The 17,205-nt window shown below is 72.1% G+C and carries 19 protein-coding genes; 12 read left to right on the forward strand and 7 right to left on the reverse strand.

All coding sequences use genetic code 11. From position 1 onward, the window contains the following. Window positions 1-58: 58 nt before the first annotated feature. The 3 genes from ACFYRY_RS38025 to ACFYRY_RS38035 all read left to right on the forward strand — a co-directional run bounded on the left by ACFYRY_RS38025 (window position 59) and on the right by ACFYRY_RS38035 (window position 3,185). Window positions 59-1,567 carry an aromatic amino acid ammonia-lyase gene (locus tag ACFYRY_RS38025; protein WP_389156495.1) on the forward strand — a complete coding sequence of 503 codons (1,509 nt, stop codon included), beginning with the start codon at window positions 59-61 and terminating at the stop codon, window positions 1,565-1,567. Then, window positions 1,564-2,514 carry a MurR/RpiR family transcriptional regulator gene (locus ACFYRY_RS38030; protein ID WP_389156498.1) on the forward strand — a complete coding sequence of 317 codons (951 nt, stop codon included), beginning with the start codon at window positions 1,564-1,566 and terminating at the stop codon, window positions 2,512-2,514. Before ACFYRY_RS38025 ends, ACFYRY_RS38030 begins: the two co-directional genes overlap by 4 nt. 86 nt (window positions 2,515-2,600) lie before the next feature. Continuing rightward, window positions 2,601-3,185 (forward strand): hypothetical protein, encoded by a 585-nt coding sequence (locus ACFYRY_RS38035; protein WP_389156501.1) that lies wholly within the window; start codon window positions 2,601-2,603, stop codon window positions 3,183-3,185. Window positions 3,186-3,230: 45 nt separating this feature from the next. On the opposite strand, the gene ACFYRY_RS38040 is transcribed toward ACFYRY_RS38035, so the two are convergent. From ACFYRY_RS38040 to ACFYRY_RS38060, 5 genes are all read right to left on the reverse strand, one after another. Further along, complete coding sequence (locus tag ACFYRY_RS38040; protein ID WP_389156504.1) at window positions 3,231-3,605, reverse strand: hypothetical protein; 375 nt, start codon at window positions 3,603-3,605, stop codon at window positions 3,231-3,233. A 10-nt stretch (window positions 3,606-3,615) separates the two neighbouring features. Next, on the reverse strand, window positions 3,616-4,146 hold the full coding sequence (locus ACFYRY_RS38045) for a roadblock/LC7 domain-containing protein (RefSeq protein ID WP_389156507.1): 531 nt from the start codon (window positions 4,144-4,146) through the stop codon (window positions 3,616-3,618). A 46-nt stretch (window positions 4,147-4,192) separates the two neighbouring features. Further along, window positions 4,193-5,161, reverse strand: coding sequence for a hypothetical protein (locus ACFYRY_RS38050; RefSeq protein ID WP_389156510.1), 969 nt, complete (start codon window positions 5,159-5,161; stop codon window positions 4,193-4,195). Further along, window positions 5,158-5,562 (reverse strand): hypothetical protein, encoded by a 405-nt coding sequence (locus ACFYRY_RS38055; protein WP_389156513.1) that lies wholly within the window; start codon window positions 5,560-5,562, stop codon window positions 5,158-5,160. Before ACFYRY_RS38055 ends, ACFYRY_RS38050 begins: the two co-directional genes overlap by 4 nt. Window positions 5,563-5,731: 169 nt before the next feature. After that, on the reverse strand, window positions 5,732-7,150 hold the full coding sequence (locus tag ACFYRY_RS38060) for a diaminopimelate decarboxylase (protein WP_389156516.1): 1,419 nt from the start codon (window positions 7,148-7,150) through the stop codon (window positions 5,732-5,734). Between the two features lie 115 nt (window positions 7,151-7,265). Here ACFYRY_RS38060 and hutU point away from each other — a divergent pair, with 115 nt between their 5' ends. The 4 genes from hutU (at window position 7,266) to hutI (ending at window position 12,863) form a co-directional block, all read left to right on the forward strand. Beyond that, the gene (gene hutU / locus ACFYRY_RS38065; RefSeq protein WP_389156519.1) at window positions 7,266-8,930 is read left to right on the forward strand and encodes a urocanate hydratase; all 1,665 of its coding nucleotides are present in this window, start codon (window positions 7,266-7,268) and stop codon (window positions 8,928-8,930) included. Between the two features lie 140 nt (window positions 8,931-9,070). After that, the gene (locus tag ACFYRY_RS38070; RefSeq protein WP_389156724.1) at window positions 9,071-10,273 is read left to right on the forward strand and encodes an allantoate amidohydrolase; all 1,203 of its coding nucleotides are present in this window, start codon (window positions 9,071-9,073) and stop codon (window positions 10,271-10,273) included. Continuing rightward, window positions 10,270-11,616, forward strand: coding sequence for a formimidoylglutamate deiminase (locus ACFYRY_RS38075; protein WP_389156522.1), 1,347 nt, complete (start codon window positions 10,270-10,272; stop codon window positions 11,614-11,616). The genes ACFYRY_RS38070 and ACFYRY_RS38075 overlap by 4 nt, the downstream gene beginning before the upstream one ends. Window positions 11,617-11,663: 47 nt before the next feature. Continuing rightward, a complete protein-coding gene (hutI, locus tag ACFYRY_RS38080) occupies window positions 11,664-12,863 on the forward strand; it encodes an imidazolonepropionase (protein WP_389156726.1) in 1,200 nt (399 codons plus the stop codon). Here the strand turns inward: hutI and ACFYRY_RS38085 are convergent. Together ACFYRY_RS38085 and ACFYRY_RS38090 are read right to left on the reverse strand one after the other, a co-directional pair. Beyond that, window positions 12,814-13,020 carry a DUF397 domain-containing protein gene (locus tag ACFYRY_RS38085; RefSeq protein WP_389156525.1) on the reverse strand — a complete coding sequence of 69 codons (207 nt, stop codon included), beginning with the start codon at window positions 13,018-13,020 and terminating at the stop codon, window positions 12,814-12,816. The two genes, hutI and ACFYRY_RS38085, sit on opposite strands and share 50 nt — an antisense overlap. A 9-nt stretch (window positions 13,021-13,029) precedes the next feature. Continuing rightward, complete coding sequence (locus ACFYRY_RS38090; RefSeq protein ID WP_389156528.1) at window positions 13,030-13,881, reverse strand: helix-turn-helix domain-containing protein; 852 nt, start codon at window positions 13,879-13,881, stop codon at window positions 13,030-13,032. Window positions 13,882-14,067: 186 nt separating this feature from the next. Here ACFYRY_RS38090 and ACFYRY_RS38095 point away from each other — a divergent pair, with 186 nt between their 5' ends. The 5 genes from ACFYRY_RS38095 (at window position 14,068) to ACFYRY_RS38115 (ending at window position 17,150) form a co-directional block, all read left to right on the forward strand. Continuing rightward, window positions 14,068-14,487, forward strand: a complete 420-nt coding sequence (locus ACFYRY_RS38095; protein ID WP_389156531.1) for an ATP-binding protein — start codon at window positions 14,068-14,070, stop codon at window positions 14,485-14,487. Window positions 14,488-14,520: 33 nt separating this feature from the next. After that, window positions 14,521-15,432, forward strand: coding sequence for a hypothetical protein (locus tag ACFYRY_RS38100; protein WP_389156534.1), 912 nt, complete (start codon window positions 14,521-14,523; stop codon window positions 15,430-15,432). 3 nt (window positions 15,433-15,435) lie between these two features. Then, window positions 15,436-15,684 carry a hypothetical protein gene (locus ACFYRY_RS38105; RefSeq protein WP_389156537.1) on the forward strand — a complete coding sequence of 83 codons (249 nt, stop codon included), beginning with the start codon at window positions 15,436-15,438 and terminating at the stop codon, window positions 15,682-15,684. A 163-nt stretch (window positions 15,685-15,847) separates the two neighbouring features. Next, window positions 15,848-16,444 (forward strand): RNA polymerase sigma factor, encoded by a 597-nt coding sequence (locus ACFYRY_RS38110; protein ID WP_389156540.1) that lies wholly within the window; start codon window positions 15,848-15,850, stop codon window positions 16,442-16,444. Then, window positions 16,437-17,150 carry a hypothetical protein gene (locus tag ACFYRY_RS38115; protein WP_389156543.1) on the forward strand — a complete coding sequence of 238 codons (714 nt, stop codon included), beginning with the start codon at window positions 16,437-16,439 and terminating at the stop codon, window positions 17,148-17,150. The genes ACFYRY_RS38110 and ACFYRY_RS38115 overlap by 8 nt, the downstream gene beginning before the upstream one ends. Window positions 17,151-17,205: the final 55 nt, after the last annotated feature.

Below are 17,205 nucleotides of genomic sequence, written 5' to 3' on the forward strand. Positions count from 1 at the left end.
GTAACAGATGACCAGGAAGCAAGATCGAATGTCCTGGTTGAGAAGGGTTTGGGGTTCAATGTCGTCTCAGATCGTGGACCCACCGCGGACCGCGGGCTCCGCCCTCGTCGTCCTCGACGGCGTCGGCCTCGGCGTCGTGGACGTGGTCCGGCTCGCCGACGGGACCGCGCGACCGGTCCCCGGGAGCGAGGCGACACGGCGCGTCGAGGAGGCCTGGGACGCCGCCCGGCAGATCGCCGCGACCGGGCGCGTCTACGGCCGCTCCACCGGCGTCGGCGCGAACCGGAACGAGGACGTGCCCACCGAGGCGGCCGCCGAACACGGCCTCAGGCTGCTGCGCAGCCACGCCGGTGCCATCGGCGAGGAACTGCCCGCCCGAGAGGTGCGCGCGATGCTCGCGGTGCGCGCCAACCAACTGCTGGCCGGCGGGGCGGGCCTGCGGCCCAGCGTCGTCACCGCCCTGTGCGAGGCGCTGGAGGGCGGTGCCCACCCGGTCGTGAACGAGTTCGGGTCCGTCGGCACCGGCGACATCGCGGCCCTCGCCCAGGCCGGCCTGGCACTGGCCGGCGAACACCCCTGGCGGGGGACGGGCGCCCCCGAAGCGCAACCGCTCGACAACAACGACGCCCTCGCCTTCATCAGCAGCAACGCCCTCACCCTCGGCCAGTCCGCGCTCGCCCTGCACGAACTGCGCGGACTCCTGGAGGCCACCCAGGTGGTCGGCGCCCTGTCCCTGCTGGCCGTCGACGGCTCGCACGAGGCCTACGCCGCCCCCGTGCACGCCGCCCGCCCGCACCGCGGCTCCAGCGAAGTCGCCCGCCGGATGCGGACGTTGATCGGCGCCGCCGACCGGCCCACCCCGCCGCTCGGCCGGATCCAGGACCCGTACGGCTTCCGCTGCCTGCCCCAGGTCCACGGCCCGGCACACGACGCGGCCGACGCCCTGGAGGAGGTCCTCGCCATAGAGATCAACGCGGCGGCCGAGAACCCCCTGATCTGCCCCGAGGACCTGGCCGCCTACCACCACGGCGGCTTCTACCAGGCCCAACTCGCCCTCGCGCTGGACCACTTCAGGCTCGCGATGACCCAGGTGGCCCGGCTGTCGACGTCCCGGCTGTCGTCCCTGAACGAGCCCGTCTTCACCCGGCTGCGGCCCTTCCTCGCCGATCCGGAGCCCGCCTCCTCCGGCGTGATGATCCTGGAGTACGCCGCCGCCGCGGCCCTCGGCGACCTGCGGGCCTTCTCCGCGCCCGCCTCCCTCGGGCACGCTGTACTCTCCCGAGGCGTCGAGGAACAGGCCAGCTTCGCCTCGCTCGCCGCACGCCAGACACTGCGGGCGTGCGGTGCGTTCCGGAACGTCGTCGGCTGCGAACTCGTCGCCGCCGTACGGGCGCTGCGCCAGCGCGGCCTCGAGCCCGAGCCCGGGCTCGGGGTGGGCCACGCGCTGGAACTGGCCGAGTCGGTGCTCGACGAGGACCAGGCCGACCGGCCGCTCACGCACGACGTGACCGTCGCGGCCGCACTGCTCGACCGGTTCACGGACATCTGGAGGGGGAGCGACGCATGAGCGTGAACGGGAACGCCGAAGTGGCGGACGGGGGCGGGGGCGTGGGCGTGCCCGGTGGCGGCGCGGGCGGGTCCGGCGGTGGCGCGGGTGTGTCCGGCGGTGGCGCGGCCGTGCCGGACAGTCCCGCCGCACGGCTGCAGGTCCTGTTCGAGGGACACCGGCTGACGCCCACCCAGCGGCGTATCGCGCACAGCATGGTGCGGCGGGCCTCCGACGTGCCGTTCCTGTCCAGCGTGGAGCTGGCGGAGCTGGCCGGGGTCAGCCAGCCGTCCGTCACCCGCTTCGCGGTCGCCCTCGGGTTCGACGGCTACCCGGCGCTGCGCAAGCACCTGCGCGAGGTCGCGCCCGCCGAACCGGCCGCGGACGCGGCCTCGTACAACGAGTACCAGCAGGCCGTCGAGGCCGAGATCGAGAACCTGCGCCTGCTGGCGGAGGTGCTGGCCGACCCGCGGCCGGTGCTGCGGGCGGGGCGGCTGCTCGCCGCCTCGCGCCCCCTGCCGGTGCTCGGGCTGCGGGCCGCGGCCTCGCAGGCGTACGGCTTCGCGTACTTCGCCGCCAAGGTCCACCCCGAGGTACGGCTGCTCAACGAGGGCGGCACGATGATCCACGACCGGATCGACGCCGCCGTGCACGCGGGCGCCACCACACTGCTGTGCTTCGCGCTGCCCCGCCACCCGCGCGAGGTCGTGGACACCCTCGCCTACGCCAAGGAGGCGGGCCTGACCGTGGTGACCGTCGCCGACTCCGCCTTCGCGCCGGTCGCCAAGGTGTCCGACCTGCTGCTGCCGGCCGCCGTCGGCACCGGGCTCGCCTTCGACACGGCCTGCGCGCCGATGCTGCTGGGCCGGGTCCTGCTGGAGGCGATGTGCGACGACCTGCCGGGCGCGCAGGCCCGGCTGGAGGAGTTCGACGCGAAGGCGGCGGCCCGGGGGCTGTTCGTCGAGTGAACGCGGGTCGCTCTCAGACTCGTCTCACCTTCACCCGTTAATCTGCGCGACCAGAAAATCGTGCTGGGGCGACGAGGAGGCGGAGCGTGTCACGCGGAGGTCAGGGTCTGGCTCGGGTGGCTGTCGTCGTACGGGCCGGAGCCGCGCCCATGGGGTGGCTCGGGGTGTTCGCGGCGGGCATCGGGGTGCTGGTGCCGGGTGTCACGGGCCGGCGGATCGGGGTGATGGCGGGGGCGGCGCTGTTCGTCGTCGCGGTCGCGGTGGTGGCGTTCCACCGCCGCAAGCGGTACCTGGGACTGGCCCGCTCGGCCGCCCGCGCGGGCAAGCACGACGTGCTCCAGGACCGTGCGGTGAGTGTGCGCAACTGGCGCCGGGGACACCGCTGGTGGCTGCTGCTCGGCTTCCTCGCCGCGCTCGGCAGCGCGTTCGCGGTGCCCGCCGCCGGGGGCATGCTGCTCGCCGGCTGCGGCACCGGACTGCGGCTCAAGGCCGCCTGGCTCGGTCGGCGCGAGCGGGACGAGGACGCGCTGCTGTGGGTGCGGGTCGACTGGCTCGCCGGGGACGGCGGCCGCCCGGCCGGCAAGGCGGTCCGGGCCTACCGCAGCACGGGCATCGCGGCGGGCGACGCGGCCCCGGGAGGAGCCCGCCGCCGCACCGCGGCCCTCGTCTAGGACCGGGCCGTTCACGGCACCGTCGTGGTACCGGGACCCGTCCCGTCAGACCTCCAGGTCCTCCTCGATCCTCCGCAGCTGGTGGCGGGCCATCGCCAGGTTGGCCCGCTTGGCGTCGAGGACCAGGTAGAGGAACAGGCCGTTGCCGCCCCGGCCGCTGATCAGCCGGATCAGGTGGTACTGGTCGGACAGGGTGATCAGGATGTCCTCGATCTGAGCCTTGAGCCCGAGGTGCTCCATGGTGCGCATCTTCGCGCGGACGACGTCGGTGTTGCCGGCGGCGGCGACATTGAGGTCGAAGCCCTTGCTGCCGCCCAGGGTGCCCAGCGCCATCCCGCTGGTGTAGTCGACGAGCGCGACGCCGGTGGCGCCCTCGATGGAGGCCAGCGCCTCTTTGAGTGTGGTTTCGGTGTTGGCCATGACGGTTCCCTCAACTTTCGGTGGTGGTACGCGCCACCGTGGGTGCGGTGGGCGTTTCGGTGCCTGGCTCACGTGGGTCGGCGGGCTTGGACCGGGAGGTACGACTGGTCCTGGCCCGCGGCGTGGTGGTCCTGGCCGTGGTTTTCGCGGGGGGCTTGGGCCGGGGCGCCGGGATGGCGTCGACCAGCTCTCCGATGCGGGCCCCGGCCCGGCGCCCCTCCAGGTTCAGGCGGCCGACGTTGACGCGGTCCTGGGCGAGCAGGGTCAGCAGGGCGGTGCGGCCCGCCGCGTACGTGGCCACGTAGCCGTACACCCCGCGGACGAGCAGTTCGCGGAAGTCGCCCTGGCCGGTCGCGTCGGTCAGCCGGCTGGCCAGGTCGTGGGCGGTGGAGGTGAGCGCGGCCACCGTCCCCGGGTCGACGCCGGGGGTGTCCTGGGCGAGGACGAGACCGTCGGCCCCGGCGGCCAGGGCGCCGGTCAGCTGGGGCACGCGGGCTCTGAGCCGGTGCAACTCCTCCAGGATTTCGGCCTCCGCCGCCATCAGGTCTCTCCTCTCGCCGCTGGTCCGCTGCTGCTGCCGCTGCCACTCAAAGGGCCTCCAACGCATCCCTGAGCCTCTTCAGCAACGTGATGTGGGGGTCGATGACTTCGGCGGGGAGCGCCGCGAGCGGGTCGGGGCGATCGGACGGGCGGGGTGGGCTCGGGGGTCTCGGTGGTCTGGCTGGTCTGGATCGGCCGGGGGTCTCGGGAGCTTTCGGGGCGTCGAGGGCCTCGGGTGCTCCGGGTGGTGCGGGCGCCTTCGGCGGTTCGGCGGGGGCCGGTCGGCGGGGCGAGACCACTCCGGCGGCCGCCAACCGCCGTAGGTCGACCAGGGTGTGGAACGCCGGGCGGCCCAGGCCCCTGGCGATGTCGGGCGCGGTACGGGCGTCGTCCGGGTGCGCGTCGTCCAGGTAGGCCAGGACCGCGCGCTGACGTGCGGTGGGCGCCGGGGGCGCGGGGCGGTGTGCGCGGACGAGGGGTGCGTCGTCCAGGGCCGGGTCGGGCCAGATGCGGTGCAGCAGGTCACGGCGGCGCAGGGTCTCGCGCTCCAGGGCGGCCACCGGCACGGGGCACGGACAGCCGGGCCCGTCCTCGCCGGCGTAGCGGAAGCGGCCCGGGCTGCTGCTGGGCGCGAGGGCGAAGTACGCCGCGTCGTACAGCGCGACCAGCCGGCACAGGTCCAGCGTGCCGGGGGTGAGGTGTCCGTCGGCCACCAGGAGGTGCCCGGCGCGGTGCCGGTCGCCGGTCTCGGTCAACGCCTGCCGCCAGGTACCGGCGTCGAGCGTGCCGCTGGCGGTGAGCAGGACGTCGAGGCCGGGCGCGGCAGGGCTCTCGGCGTGCACCACCCGGCCATGGGCGAGGTGGAGCGTGCCGCGCTCGCGGACCAGGACGCCGGTGGCCCGCTCGGCGGCGAGCCGGGTCAGCATCGGTGAGACGCCGCCCCAGCCCCGGTCCAGGGCCGCCGCCTTGTCCCGCACGGGCAGCCGGGGCGGGGGAGTGGTCCGCACGGCGGTCATCCCAGCACCAGCCGTCCGGCCATCTCGCCCAGCCGGATGCGGGCCAGCGCGAGATTGCCCTCGGCGCGGGCCAGCCACAGGTGCAGGCACACGCTGCTGTCGAAGGACGTCGGCACGAACCGCAGCACGTGGTAGCTGTCCCGGTTGCTGATGATGAGGTCCTCGACCGGCGGGGCAGCGCCGTCACCGTCGCCTCCCTCACCGGCGCCCGCCGCGAACGTGTGCTGCTCGGCGGCGATCCGGGCGAGCTCCGCGGCCTCGACCGCGGCCGTCTCCTGGTCGCCGCCCGGGGACTCCCCGACGGTGCCCAGGGCCAGTCCGCTCGTCCAGTCGACCAGTGCGGCGCCCCGGGCACCGGGCAGTCGCATGGCTTCCAGCAGGCATTCGTCGATTCCGGGCACCCTGGCTCCCCCTCCCCCTGGGATTCGGCTGAGTGACGCCGAAGCTACGCAACGTGTGCGCGGGGAGTGAGTGTTCTGGCATTTTCCAGTGGAACATGCGGCGGGTGACTAAGGTGGGTCAACTGACCTCATTCAGAGGCAAGTTGATCAGCAGCTCCACCGGCGTGCGTCAGCGGTGCCCAGGGGTGCGCAGGATGGTGAGCGCGTCGGCGTGCGCCCCTCCTGATTCGGCCACGATCTCCTCGACACTCTGCGCCTCCCGCACGGTCGAGAAGGCGGTCCCTCCGGCCCCGTCCGGGGCGAAGCCGTAGATGCCGGGCCGGGCCAGGGAGTTGTACGCGTAGTGGTGCGCGAAGTAGTACGCGCCCGTGTCCAGAGCCGCCGCGTAGTCGCCCGATGCCAGCAGCGGCAGCGCGTAGCCCTGGGCGAGCAGGTCGCCCGCGAAGCACGCCGGACCTGCGACGTCCTGCACCACCTCGGGCCCCGACTTCGGCCGCCCCTCGCGGTCGTACCCGGCGATCCTCAGCGGCCACGCCCCCGGCGCGTACACCGTCCGCGTCGCCACCTGCACGCCCGCGTGCGTCACCGCCACGGGCCGGCCGCCGGCGCTCTTGGCGTACTCGACCCGCGCCACCAGCGTCCCGTGCTTGGCCAGCAACGACCGTCCGAATTCGGTCACCAGCCCGTAGCGCCCGTCGAACAGCCCCGGCACCGTCTCCTTCAGCACCCGCGCGTAGTCCGCGTACGTCGGTGTCGTCGTGTCCGACGCGAAGTTCACCGGCAGTCCGCCGCCGATGTCGATGGTGTCGATCTGCGGCCGGCCGATCCGCCGGTTGATCTCCTCCGCGAGCCGGTACGTCTCCGCCACACCCTCGGCCATCAGGGCGAGCGGAACGCCCTGCGACCCGGTGTGCGCGTGCAGCCGGGACAGCCAGGGGCGCTCGGCGCAGGCCCGCACCACCCACTCGCGCGCCCCTTCGTCCCGCAGTGCCACCCCGAACTTGGAGGTCGCCGTGGCGGTGGACAGCGCCTCGATCGCACCCGCCCCGACCTGCGGGTTCACCCGGATACCGAGAGGTGAGCGACTGGGTGCCGAACGCATCAGGCCGTCGATGCGCTCCAGCTCCTGAGGGTTGTCGGCGTTGATCGCGATCCCCAACGCCAGTGCCTCGCGCAGTTCGGCCGGGGTCTTCGCCGGCGAGTCGAGGACGGTCCGGGTCGCCGGCAGTCCCGCCGCCCGTGCCAGCGCCAGCTCGCCCGGGCTCGCCACCTCCGCGCCGATCCCCTCCTCCCGCAGCAGCCGCAGCACCGGCACCAGCGGGGACGCCTTCACCGCGAAGGCGTGCAGTACGGGTGTACCGGGCGCGGTGACCTCGTCGAACGCCGCCCGCAGCCGGGCTGCGGACTCCCGGATTCCGGTGACGTCGAGCAGGCCGATCAGGGGGTGGCCGGGCCCCAGCAACCCCTGCTCCACGGCCGCCCGGACCGCGTCGTCCCGGCGGACGACCCGCCCCTGGTCGGCCTCGCTCACATGGCTCGTGTCGACGTCGCTCACGACGTCCCCCGTCCCGTCGGCGTCTGCACCCATGCGTCCAGCCAAACACCCGAACCGCGCCGACGCCGTCGCCCCCATGTATTGACTAGTTCTATTCATGAGGTCAGGATGTGAATAACGGCAGCAACAGTCCGCTAGGAGGCAGACCATGTCAGGACCCCGCCCCGTACGAGCACCGCGCGGTACGGAACTGAGCGCCCTGGGATGGCAGCAGGAAGCCGCCCTGCGGATGCTGCAGAACAACCTGGACCCGGAGGTCGCCGAGCACCCCGACAAGCTCGTCGTCTACGGCGGCACCGGCAAGGCGGCCCGCGACTGGCGCTCCTTCGACGCCATGGTCCGCACGCTCAGGACCCTGAAGCAGGACGAGACCATGCTGGTCCAGTCCGGCCGTCCGGTCGGCGTCATGCAGACCCACGAGTGGGCCCCGCGCGTCCTCATCGCCAACTCCAACCTGGTCGGCGACTGGGCCAACTGGGAGGAGTTCCGCCGCCTGGAGGCCCTCGGCCTGACCATGTACGGGCAGATGACCGCCGGATCCTGGATCTACATCGGCACCCAGGGCATCCTCCAGGGCACCTACGAGACCTTCGCCGCCGTCGCCGCGAAGAAGTTCAACGGCACCCTCGCCGGGACGATCACCCTCACCGCCGGCCTCGGCGGCATGGGCGGCGCCCAGCCCCTCGCGGTGACCATGAACGACGGCGTCGCCATCTGCATCGACTGCGACCCCCGGGCCATCGACCGGCGCATCGAGCACCGCTACCTCGACGTGAAGGCCGACAGCCTGGAGCACGCCCTCCAGCTCGCCGTCGAGGCCCGGGACGCCCGCCGCCCGCTCTCCATCGGCCTGCTCGGCAACGCCGCCGAGCTGCTGCCGCGGATGCTCGCCGAGGGCGCCCCCGTCGACATCGTCACCGACCAGACCTCGGCGCACGACCCGCTCGCGTACCTCCCGGTGGGCGTCGACTTCGACGACATGGCCTCCGCCGCGGCCAAGGACCCGGCCGGGTTCACCACCCGCGCCCGCGAGTCGATGGCCCGGCACGTCGAGGCGATGGTCGGCTTCATGGACGCCGGCGCGGAGGTCTTCGACTACGGCAACTCGATCCGCGGTGAGGCCCAACTCGCCGGGTACGAGCGGGCGTTCGCCTTCCCCGGCTTCGTCCCCGCCTACATCCGCCCGCTGTTCTGCGAGGGCAAGGGCCCCTTCCGCTGGGCGGCCCTGTCCGGGGACCCCGCCGACATCGCGAAGACCGACAAGGCGATCCTCGACCTCTTCCCGGAGAACGAGTCGCTGCACCGCTGGATCAAGATGGCGGGGGAGCGCGTCCACTTCCAGGGCCTGCCCGCCCGGATCTGCTGGCTCGGCTACGGCGAGCGGGACAAGGCCGGTGAGCGGTTCAACGACATGGTGGCCTCCGGTGAGCTGGCCGCCCCGCTGGCCATCGGCCGCGACCACCTCGACTGCGGGTCGGTGGCCTCCCCCTACCGCGAGACCGAGGCCATGCTCGACGGCTCCGACGCGATCGCCGACTGGCCGCTGCTGAACGCCATGGTCAACGTGGCCTCGGGCGCGTCCTGGGTCTCCCTCCACCACGGCGGCGGCGTCGGCATGGGGCGCTCCATCCACGCCGGGCAGGTGTCGGTGGCCGACGGCACGAAGCTGGCGGGCGAGAAGATCCGGCGGGTGCTGACGAACGACCCCGGCATGGGTGTCATCCGGCACGTGGACGCCGGGTACGACATCGCGGAGTCGGTCGCCGACGAGCGGGGCGTGCGGGTGCCGATGCGCGAAGGTGACGACGCGTGACCCTTCCGGGAGGTGAAACGGGCGGCAACCGTCCGGCTGGGGCCGAAGGGGCGTCGCCGGGTGCGGGTTCGGCTGTGCCCGCCCGTTCCGCCCCGCGGAACGACCGCCCACAGCCTGGCGGCGGTGACTCCTTCCACTCCATGTGGCGCGACCTGCGGCCCATCGGGCGGCACCCCGACTCCGGGGGCTACCGGCGCTTCGCGTGGACCGGTGCCGACGCCGACTGCCGGGCCTGGTTCCGGGAACAGGCCGAGAGCCGTGGCCTGGCCTACGAGCTGGACCGGAACGGGAACCAGTGGGCGTGGCTCGGGGACCCCGACGCCGGGGACGCCGTCGTCACCGGATCCCATCTCGACTCCGTACCGGACGGCGGCGCCTTCGACGGCCCCCTCGGAGTCGTGTCCTCCTTCGCCGCGCTCGACGAACTGCGCACGCGTGGCGTCACGCCCGACAAGCCCCTCGCCATCGTCAACTTCGGCGACGAGGAGGGCGCCCGGTTCGGGCTCGCCTGCGTCGGGTCGCGGCTGGCCGCCGGAGAACTCGGCGTCGAGCAGGCACACCGGCTGACCGACGGTGACGGGGTCACCCTCCCGCAGGCCATGGCGGCCGCCGGATACGACCCCGACGCCATCGGACCGGACCCGGAGCGGCTCGCCCGGATCGGTGCCTTCGTGGAACTGCACGTGGAGCAGGGGCGGGCGCTGGACCTCAGCGGCGACCAGGTCGGCATCGCGAGTGCCATCTGGCCGCACGGACGGTGGCGGTTCGACTTCCGGGGCGAGGCCAACCACGCTGGCACCACCCGGCTGGTCGACCGGCGCGACCCCATGCTGCCCTACGCCGAGACCGTCCTCGCCGCCCGCCGCGAGGCACGACTCGCGGGGGCCGTCGCCACCTTCGGCAAGATCGCCGTCGAGCCCAACGGCGTCAACGCGATCCCCTCCCTGGTGCGTGGCTGGCTCGACTCCCGCGCCGCCGACCAGGAGTCCCTGGACACCGTGGTCGAAGGGATCGAGAAGGCGGCCCGCGCGCACGCCCGGGAACACGGGATCGACCTCGACATCGTCCGCGAGTCCTTCACGCCCGTCGTCGAGTTCGACCACGCCCTGCGCGACGAACTCGCCCGCATCCTGGGCACGGACACGGACCTCACGGTCCCCGTCCTCGGTACCGGCGCCGGACACGACGCCGGGATTCTCTCCGGACGCATCCCGACCGCCATGCTGTTCGTACGCAACCCCACCGGCGTCTCGCACTCCCCGGCCGAGTTCGCGGCGGAGGACGACTGCGTGGCCGGGGTGACCGCACTCGCCGACGTACTGGAAGGGCTGGCCAGCAGGTGACCCACTCCCTCACGCGGACGTACTGGCTGGAACACGCCTGGCTCGACACCCACGTCGAGCCGGGGGTCGTCGTCGAGGTCGCGGACGGCCGCATCACCGCCGTCCGCTCGGACATCGAGTCCCCACCCCCCGGCGCGGAGATCCTGCGCGGACTCACCCTCCCCGGCCTCGCCAACGCGCACTCGCACGCCTTCCACCGCGCCCTGCGCGGCACCGTCCAGGTCGGCTCGGGGACCTTCTGGACCTGGCGCGAGGTCATGTACTCCTTCGCCGACAAGCTGACCCCCGAGACCTACCTCGCCCTCGCCCGGGCCGTGTACGCCGAGATGGCCCTGGCCGGCATCACCGCCGTCGGCGAGTTCCACTACGTGCACCACGCCCCGGGCGGCACCCCCTACGCCGACCCGAACGCGATGGGTGAGGCCCTGATCCAGGCCGCCGCCGACGCCGGTGTCCGCATCACCCTCCTCGACACCGCCTATCTCTCCTCCGGCTTCGGACAGCAGCCCAACACCCACCAGTCCCGCTTCTCCGACGGCAGCGCGGACGCCTGGGCCGAACGCTGTTCAGTTCTCAAGGAACGGGATCACGCGCGGATCGGGGCCGCCATCCACTCCGTACGGGCCGTACCCGCCCGGCAGTTGGCGACCGTGGCGCGGTGGGCGGAGGAGCGGCGGGCCCCGCTCCATGTGCACCTGTCCGAGCAGACCGCCGAGAACGACGCCTGCCGGACCGCCCACGGGTGCACGCCCACCCAGCTGCTCGCCGACCACGGGGTCCTCGGGCCGCGCACCACGGGCGTCCACAACACGCACCTCACCCCCGAGGACATCGCCCTGCTCGGCGACTCGACGACCGGCACCTGCATGTGCCCGACGACGGAGCGGGACCTCGCCGACGGCATCGGCCCCGCCGTCGCCCTGCAGAAGGCCGGCTCGCCCCTCTCCCTCGGCTCCGACAGCCACGCCGTCATCGACCTGCTCGAAGAGGCGCGCGCGATGGAGCTGAACGAGCGCCTGCGCACCCGCACCCGCGGCCACTGGACCGCCGCCGCCCTCCTGAGGGCCGCCTCCGCCGACGGTCACGCGGCCCTCGGCTGGAGCGAGGCCGGCACCATCGAGGCGGGCGCGCTCGCCGACCTCACGACGATCGCGCTCGACTCCGTCAGGACAGCGGGCCCACTGCCCAGGCTCGGCGCCGAGACGGCCGTATTCGCGGCGACGGCAGCGGATGTACGGCACACGATCGTGGGCGGACGGCACGTCGTACGCGACGGGGCGCACACCCTCGTACCCGATGTGCCGCACGCTCTGTCGCGGGCCGTGGAAGCCCTGCGCGCGTAGCGCCCGCGCCCGTACCGTCCGCCGAACTCCGCCCCCACGAGGACATGATGAGCAGCACCACCGGCACGACCACCGTCATCACCAACATCGCCACGCTGGTCACCAACGATCCCTCCCTGGGTGACAACTCCCCCCTCGGACTGATCCAGGACGCGGCCGTCGTCATCGACGGCGACCGCATCGCGTGGACCGGTGAATCAAGCAAAGCACCCGCCACTGACAATCGGGTCGACGCCGGTGGCCGGGCGGTCCTGCCGGGCTTCGTCGACTCCCACTCCCACCTGGTCTTCGCGGGCGACCGGACGCAGGAGTTCAACGCCCGGATGTCGGGGCGCCCGTACAGCGCGGGCGGCATCCGTACGACGGTCGCGGCGACCCGCGCGGCGACGGACGGCGAACTGGAGACCAACCTCACCCACTACCTCGCCGAAGCCCTCCGCCAGGGCACGACCACCTTCGAGACCAAGTCCGGCTACGGCCTGACCGTCGCCGACGAGTCCCGCGCCCTGCGCATCGCCGCCGCCCACACCGACGAGGTCACCTACCTCGGCGCCCACATCGTCTCCCCGGACTACGCCGACGACCCCGCCGCCTACGTCGCCCTGGTCACCGGCGAGATGCTCGACGCCTGTGCCCCGTACGCCCGTTGGATCGACGTCTTCTGCGAGAAGGGCGCCTTCGACGGCGACCAGGCCCGCGCGATCCTCACGGCGGGCAAGGCGAAGGGGCTCCACCCCCGCATCCACGCCAACCAGCTGTCGTACGGCCCCGGTGTCCAGCTCGCCGTCGAACTCGACGCGGCCAGCGCCGACCACTGCACCCACCTGACGGACGCGGACGTCGACGCGCTGGCCTCCGGCAACACGGTGGCGACGCTCCTGCCCGGCGCGGAGTTCTCCACCCGCGCCGAGTGGCCGAACGCGCGCCGTCTCCTGGACGCCGGTGCGACGGTCGCCCTGTCCACCGACTGCAACCCGGGCTCGTCCTTCACCTCCTCCGTACCGTTCTGCATCGCGCTCGCGGTACGGGACATGGGGATGACCCCGGACGAGGCGGTGTGGTCGGCCACGGCGGGCGGGGCGCGTGCGCTGCGCCGGGACGACATCGGCCGCCTCACGCCGGGCGCGTACGCCGACCTGACCCTGCTCGACGCCCCCAGCCACGTCCACCTGGCCTACCGGCCGGGGGTTCCGCTGGTCAGCGGGGTGTGGCGGCGGGGAACAGACCTGACTTCACACCGCGTATGAGGTGAGCCAACGGGGCGGTGGTGGTGGTGAGTTCGGTGTGGGGGGTGTCGCTTTCGCGGAGGTGGACGTGAACTCCGGTACCAGTCAGCTCGACGCAGGTGTTGCCGTCGCCGCCCTCAGAGAAGGACGACTTCTGCCAGCGGGCGGCCTGGGTCATGCTGACGCCTCACAGTTCCTTTGCGACATGGTGGATGAAATCCCGGGATGCAACCGGGCTCAGCGCTGCCTTCTCCACCTTATGGAACAACTGTCGGAAGCGCTCCAGTTGAGATTCGGTGTCCACAAAGGCTGTGCCGTTGGGTGAGTCCCGCAGCACTGTGTCCAGCCGGGCGATCGGTCCGCCGATGTACATCATCGCGCTGCTGGCGCCGGCGAATCCGTCCGTGTCGAACGGGACGACGCGTACCGTTGCCCGTTCCTCCTCGATGGTGCGGATGACTTCGAGGAGTTGGGCGCGGGCGACCTTGCGGTCGGCGACGCGGATCCGCAGCGCGGCCTCGTGGATGACCGTCTCGTACGTAGCCGCGTTCTCGCCTTCGAGGACCTTTCTGCGCTGCATGCGATGTTCGACGCGTGGGGTCAGTTCGCTCGGAGGCAGCTCCGGGACCATGTACCCGAAGACGGCGCGTGCGTAGTCCGGGGTCTGCATCAGCCCCGGTACGTGGGTGATCACGACCTCTCGTAGGAACGTCGAGTGATGTTCCAACTCGGCCACGTCGAGGAAGACCGGCGGTAGCACGCCCCGGTACTCCTCCCACCAGCCCCGGGTCCGGTCGGCCGCCATCGCCACCAGAGCTTCGACCAGCGCTTCGTCCGCGCAGGCGCAGTGCGCCGCCAGCCTCCGCAGACGTTCCTCGCTGATGCCTGAGCTGCCTGCCTCGATCTGGCTCATGTGGGTCGAGCTCGAATTCAGCAGGCCTGCGACCTCCTTGGCCGACAACCCCGCCGCCTCCCGCAGTCGGCGTAGTTCTCCGCCCAGGCGCACTTGGCGAGCGGTCGGCTGGTTCCGCATGGTCATCCGGGCAACTGCCTCTCTGCGACTCCTCGTTCGGGTGTCAGATTACGCGAGCGGCTTGCAAGGGGTGGAATTACTACCCTACCGTCGGTGACGCAACGCACACGCTGCGGAAGCGCACCACTCCGTCCTGCCATGACGGCTGCGGCAATGCCACCGCCCGCTACCCACCCTCCCTGGAGCTGCCGCATGCCCAAAAACGAACCCGCGTCTGAACCCTGGGCGTACTCCCTCTCCATCCCCAACGACCCCCGCGCCGTCACCATCTGCCGCCGCACCCTCCGCCTGATCCTCACCATGCACGGCCTGATCCGCCTCGCCGACACCGCCGAACTCCTCGCGACCGAGCTGATCGCCAACGCCGTACTCCACACGAAGGGCCCCGCGACCCTCCGTGTCCGCTGGTCGGCGGGCGTCCTGCGGATCGGGGCGTGGGACGCGGACCCCCGGCCACCGGAGCCACCGGGCGAATTGGCGAACCTCACGGACGCGGAGGGGGGCAGGGGCCTGGCCATGGTTCAAGCCTGCGCCGACGTCTGGGGCTGGCAGCCGCTCTCCAGATTCGGCAACCGGGGCAAGTACGTGTGGTGTGACCTGGTCGCCGCGTAGCTCGTTGATCGAGTCGTACAGAAAGGAGAGCCGATGGTCGGCTCGTCGCACGAGGCGCTGCACCGGATCTTCCAGAAGGATCCCGCGCTCCTGACCCGTGCCTTGCAACACGTCTTACGCGTCCCGTTCCCCGAGCCCCGCGACTTCGCCGCGATGAACGTGGACCTCACCGAGATCGAGCCGGTCGAGCGACGCGTGGACACGCTGTTGCGGGCGGAGACCGATGACGGTGTCTACCTCCTGGTCGTCGAGTCCCAAGGCAAGCCGGACGAGAGGAAGCGCGGCAGTTGGCCGTACTACCTCAGCTTCCTGCACGAGAAGTACCGCTGTGAACCGGTGCTCATCGTCATCACCCAGAACAGCGCCACGGCCCGCTGGGCGGCGGAGCCCATCCATCTCGGGGTGCGGGGATGCCCGTCTCTGACGGTACGGCCGTTCGTGCTGGGGCCGGACAACGTCCCGGTGATCGTCGACGAGAGGGAGGCCCAACGGGACGTACCCCTTGCGGTGCTTTCGGCGATGACACACGGCAAGGGCCCGCGGGCCGCCGCCATACTGGAATCCCTGGCAGCCGCCCTGCGGACCATCGACGCGGACAGTGCCGCGGTCTTCGTGCAGTTCGTCGACTCATGCCTGGCAGACCCCCAGGCCCAGCAGATGTGGAGGGACTTGATGACAGCGATCCAGTACTTCTGGCGGCACCCGCTGGCGGAGCAGGTGCGCGAAGAAGGGCGTGAGCAAGGCCGTGAAGAAGGACGCGAGGAAGGGCGTGCCTCGGAGAGGGCGCAGATGATCCTTCGTAATCTCCGGCACCGCCGGATCGACGTCCCCGATTCTGTCCGCGAACGCATTCTCTCTTCTACCGACCTGGACGAGCTCGACACCTGGCTCGACCGCTCCTACCAGGTCACCGACGCGGTAGATCTGTTCGGCGACGGTTTCTGAGCCGTGGCACGGATCCAGTACTTCTGGCGGCACCCGCTGGCCGAGCAGGTGCGCGAGGAAGGGCGCGAGGAAGGGCGTGCCTCGGAGAGGGCGCAGATGATCCTTCGTAATCTCCGGCACCGTCAGATCGACGTCCCCGACCAGGTCCGTGACCGCGTCCTCTCCTCCACCGACCTGGACGAGCTCGACACCTGGCTCGACCGCTCCTACCAGGTCACCGACGCGTCAGAGCTGTTCGCCGACGGCTCGTGAGTCGTACGACTGCGGGATGCGGGGAGCTCGCCCCGCGCCCGCCAGTGGCCGTCGCCCGCGTCCGGGGACAATCCCGTCACCGCGCCCATGCAACCCCGCTCCCTCTCCGGGCGTGACAAGGGATTGAGGGCACGACCCCTCGAACCAGTGATGCGGAGGGGCAATGCGTGACGCACGCGTCTTCGACGATTTCTACGCCGGCCATGTGCGTCGGCTGACCAGCCAGATGTACGCGATGACCGGCAGCCTCGCCGAGGCCGAGGACCTGGTGCAGGAGGCGTTCGCCCGGGCCTGGCAGAACTGGGAGAAGGTGTCCGGCTACGCGGACCCGGAGGCGTGGGTGCGTTCGGTGGCCTGCCGGCTCCGGGTGAGTGTGTGGCGGAAGGCGGCCAACCGCCTCACGGCCCACCGCCGGCACGGCACACCCGACGAGGTGCCCGGTGTCAGCCCCGACTACGTCGCGATCGTCGCGGCGTTGCGGCGCATCCCCTACGAGCAACGGCGGGCGATCGTGCTGCATCACCTGGTGGGGTTGTCCGTCGAGGACACCGCACGGGAGACCGAGGTCCCGCCGGGAACGGTCGAGGCCCGGTTGTCCCGTGGGCGCCAGTCGATGGCGCAGTTTCTGTCCGAGGTCGGGGGCGACCGCCCGTCTCCGCGGCCCGGAAGCGGTCCGACGGTTCCTCAGAGGTCCCCGGGGACTCATCTACGTATCGGACGTCCCGGCTCCGCCGACCAGGAGGTGCACCACCATGACTGAGGACTTCGAGTCCGTCCTCCGGGGAGGGTCCGAGGAGCTCGCCGCGCGAACCAGTGCCCGGCCCGCCACAGTGGTCCGGGCGCGCGGCGACAGGCTGCGGCGCCGTCACCGGATGGCCTCCGCCGCCCTGGGCGTCGCCCTGATCGCCGCGGTGGGCGGCGGTGCCTTCGCCGTCACGGGCCAGTCCCACCAGGCCGATCCACCCGAGGCGGTCCTGAGCCCGACCACACCGCTCGCGTCCACGGCCCCGCCGACCGTGCCCCCGAAAACCCCCGGCGCGGCGCCCGACGACCCGGCGGTCACCCCTCCGGCGGGCACCTCCCCGTCGACCTCTTCCCCGGCGTGCCGTTCCCTGGTGGTGCCGCAGGAGGTCAAGGACGCGGTGACCCTGGCGTACCGGCGATCTCAGCCGGGGCTGGTGCACATCGCCCCGGTCAAGGGCACCTTCTACTACGGCGTGTGCGACGGCGTTCTCTACGCGGGGACCGCCTTCACGCCGACGGCCGGCGCCACCGAGAACGAGCTGGTCCAGGTCCAGGACGAGGGAGCCGCGGAAAAGTACTTCAGCAAGGCCGAGGCCAAGGGCGGCGCATGGACCTTCGTGGCCAGTGACGGGTTCCCGCGCGATCCCCGGGGCTGCGCCGCCATCCCCGAGATCCCCGCACAACTGGCCGCGCTCTGGGGGGACTGCCTCGCCCGGCCTTGATCCGAGGCCCCCACCCCGGCGACAGCGGGGTTTCAGTCGGCGAACAGGGACAACT

The sequence above is a fragment of the Streptomyces sp. NPDC005263 genome (assembly GCF_042872365.1).
GTDB lineage: Bacteria > Actinomycetota > Actinomycetes > Streptomycetales > Streptomycetaceae > Streptomyces.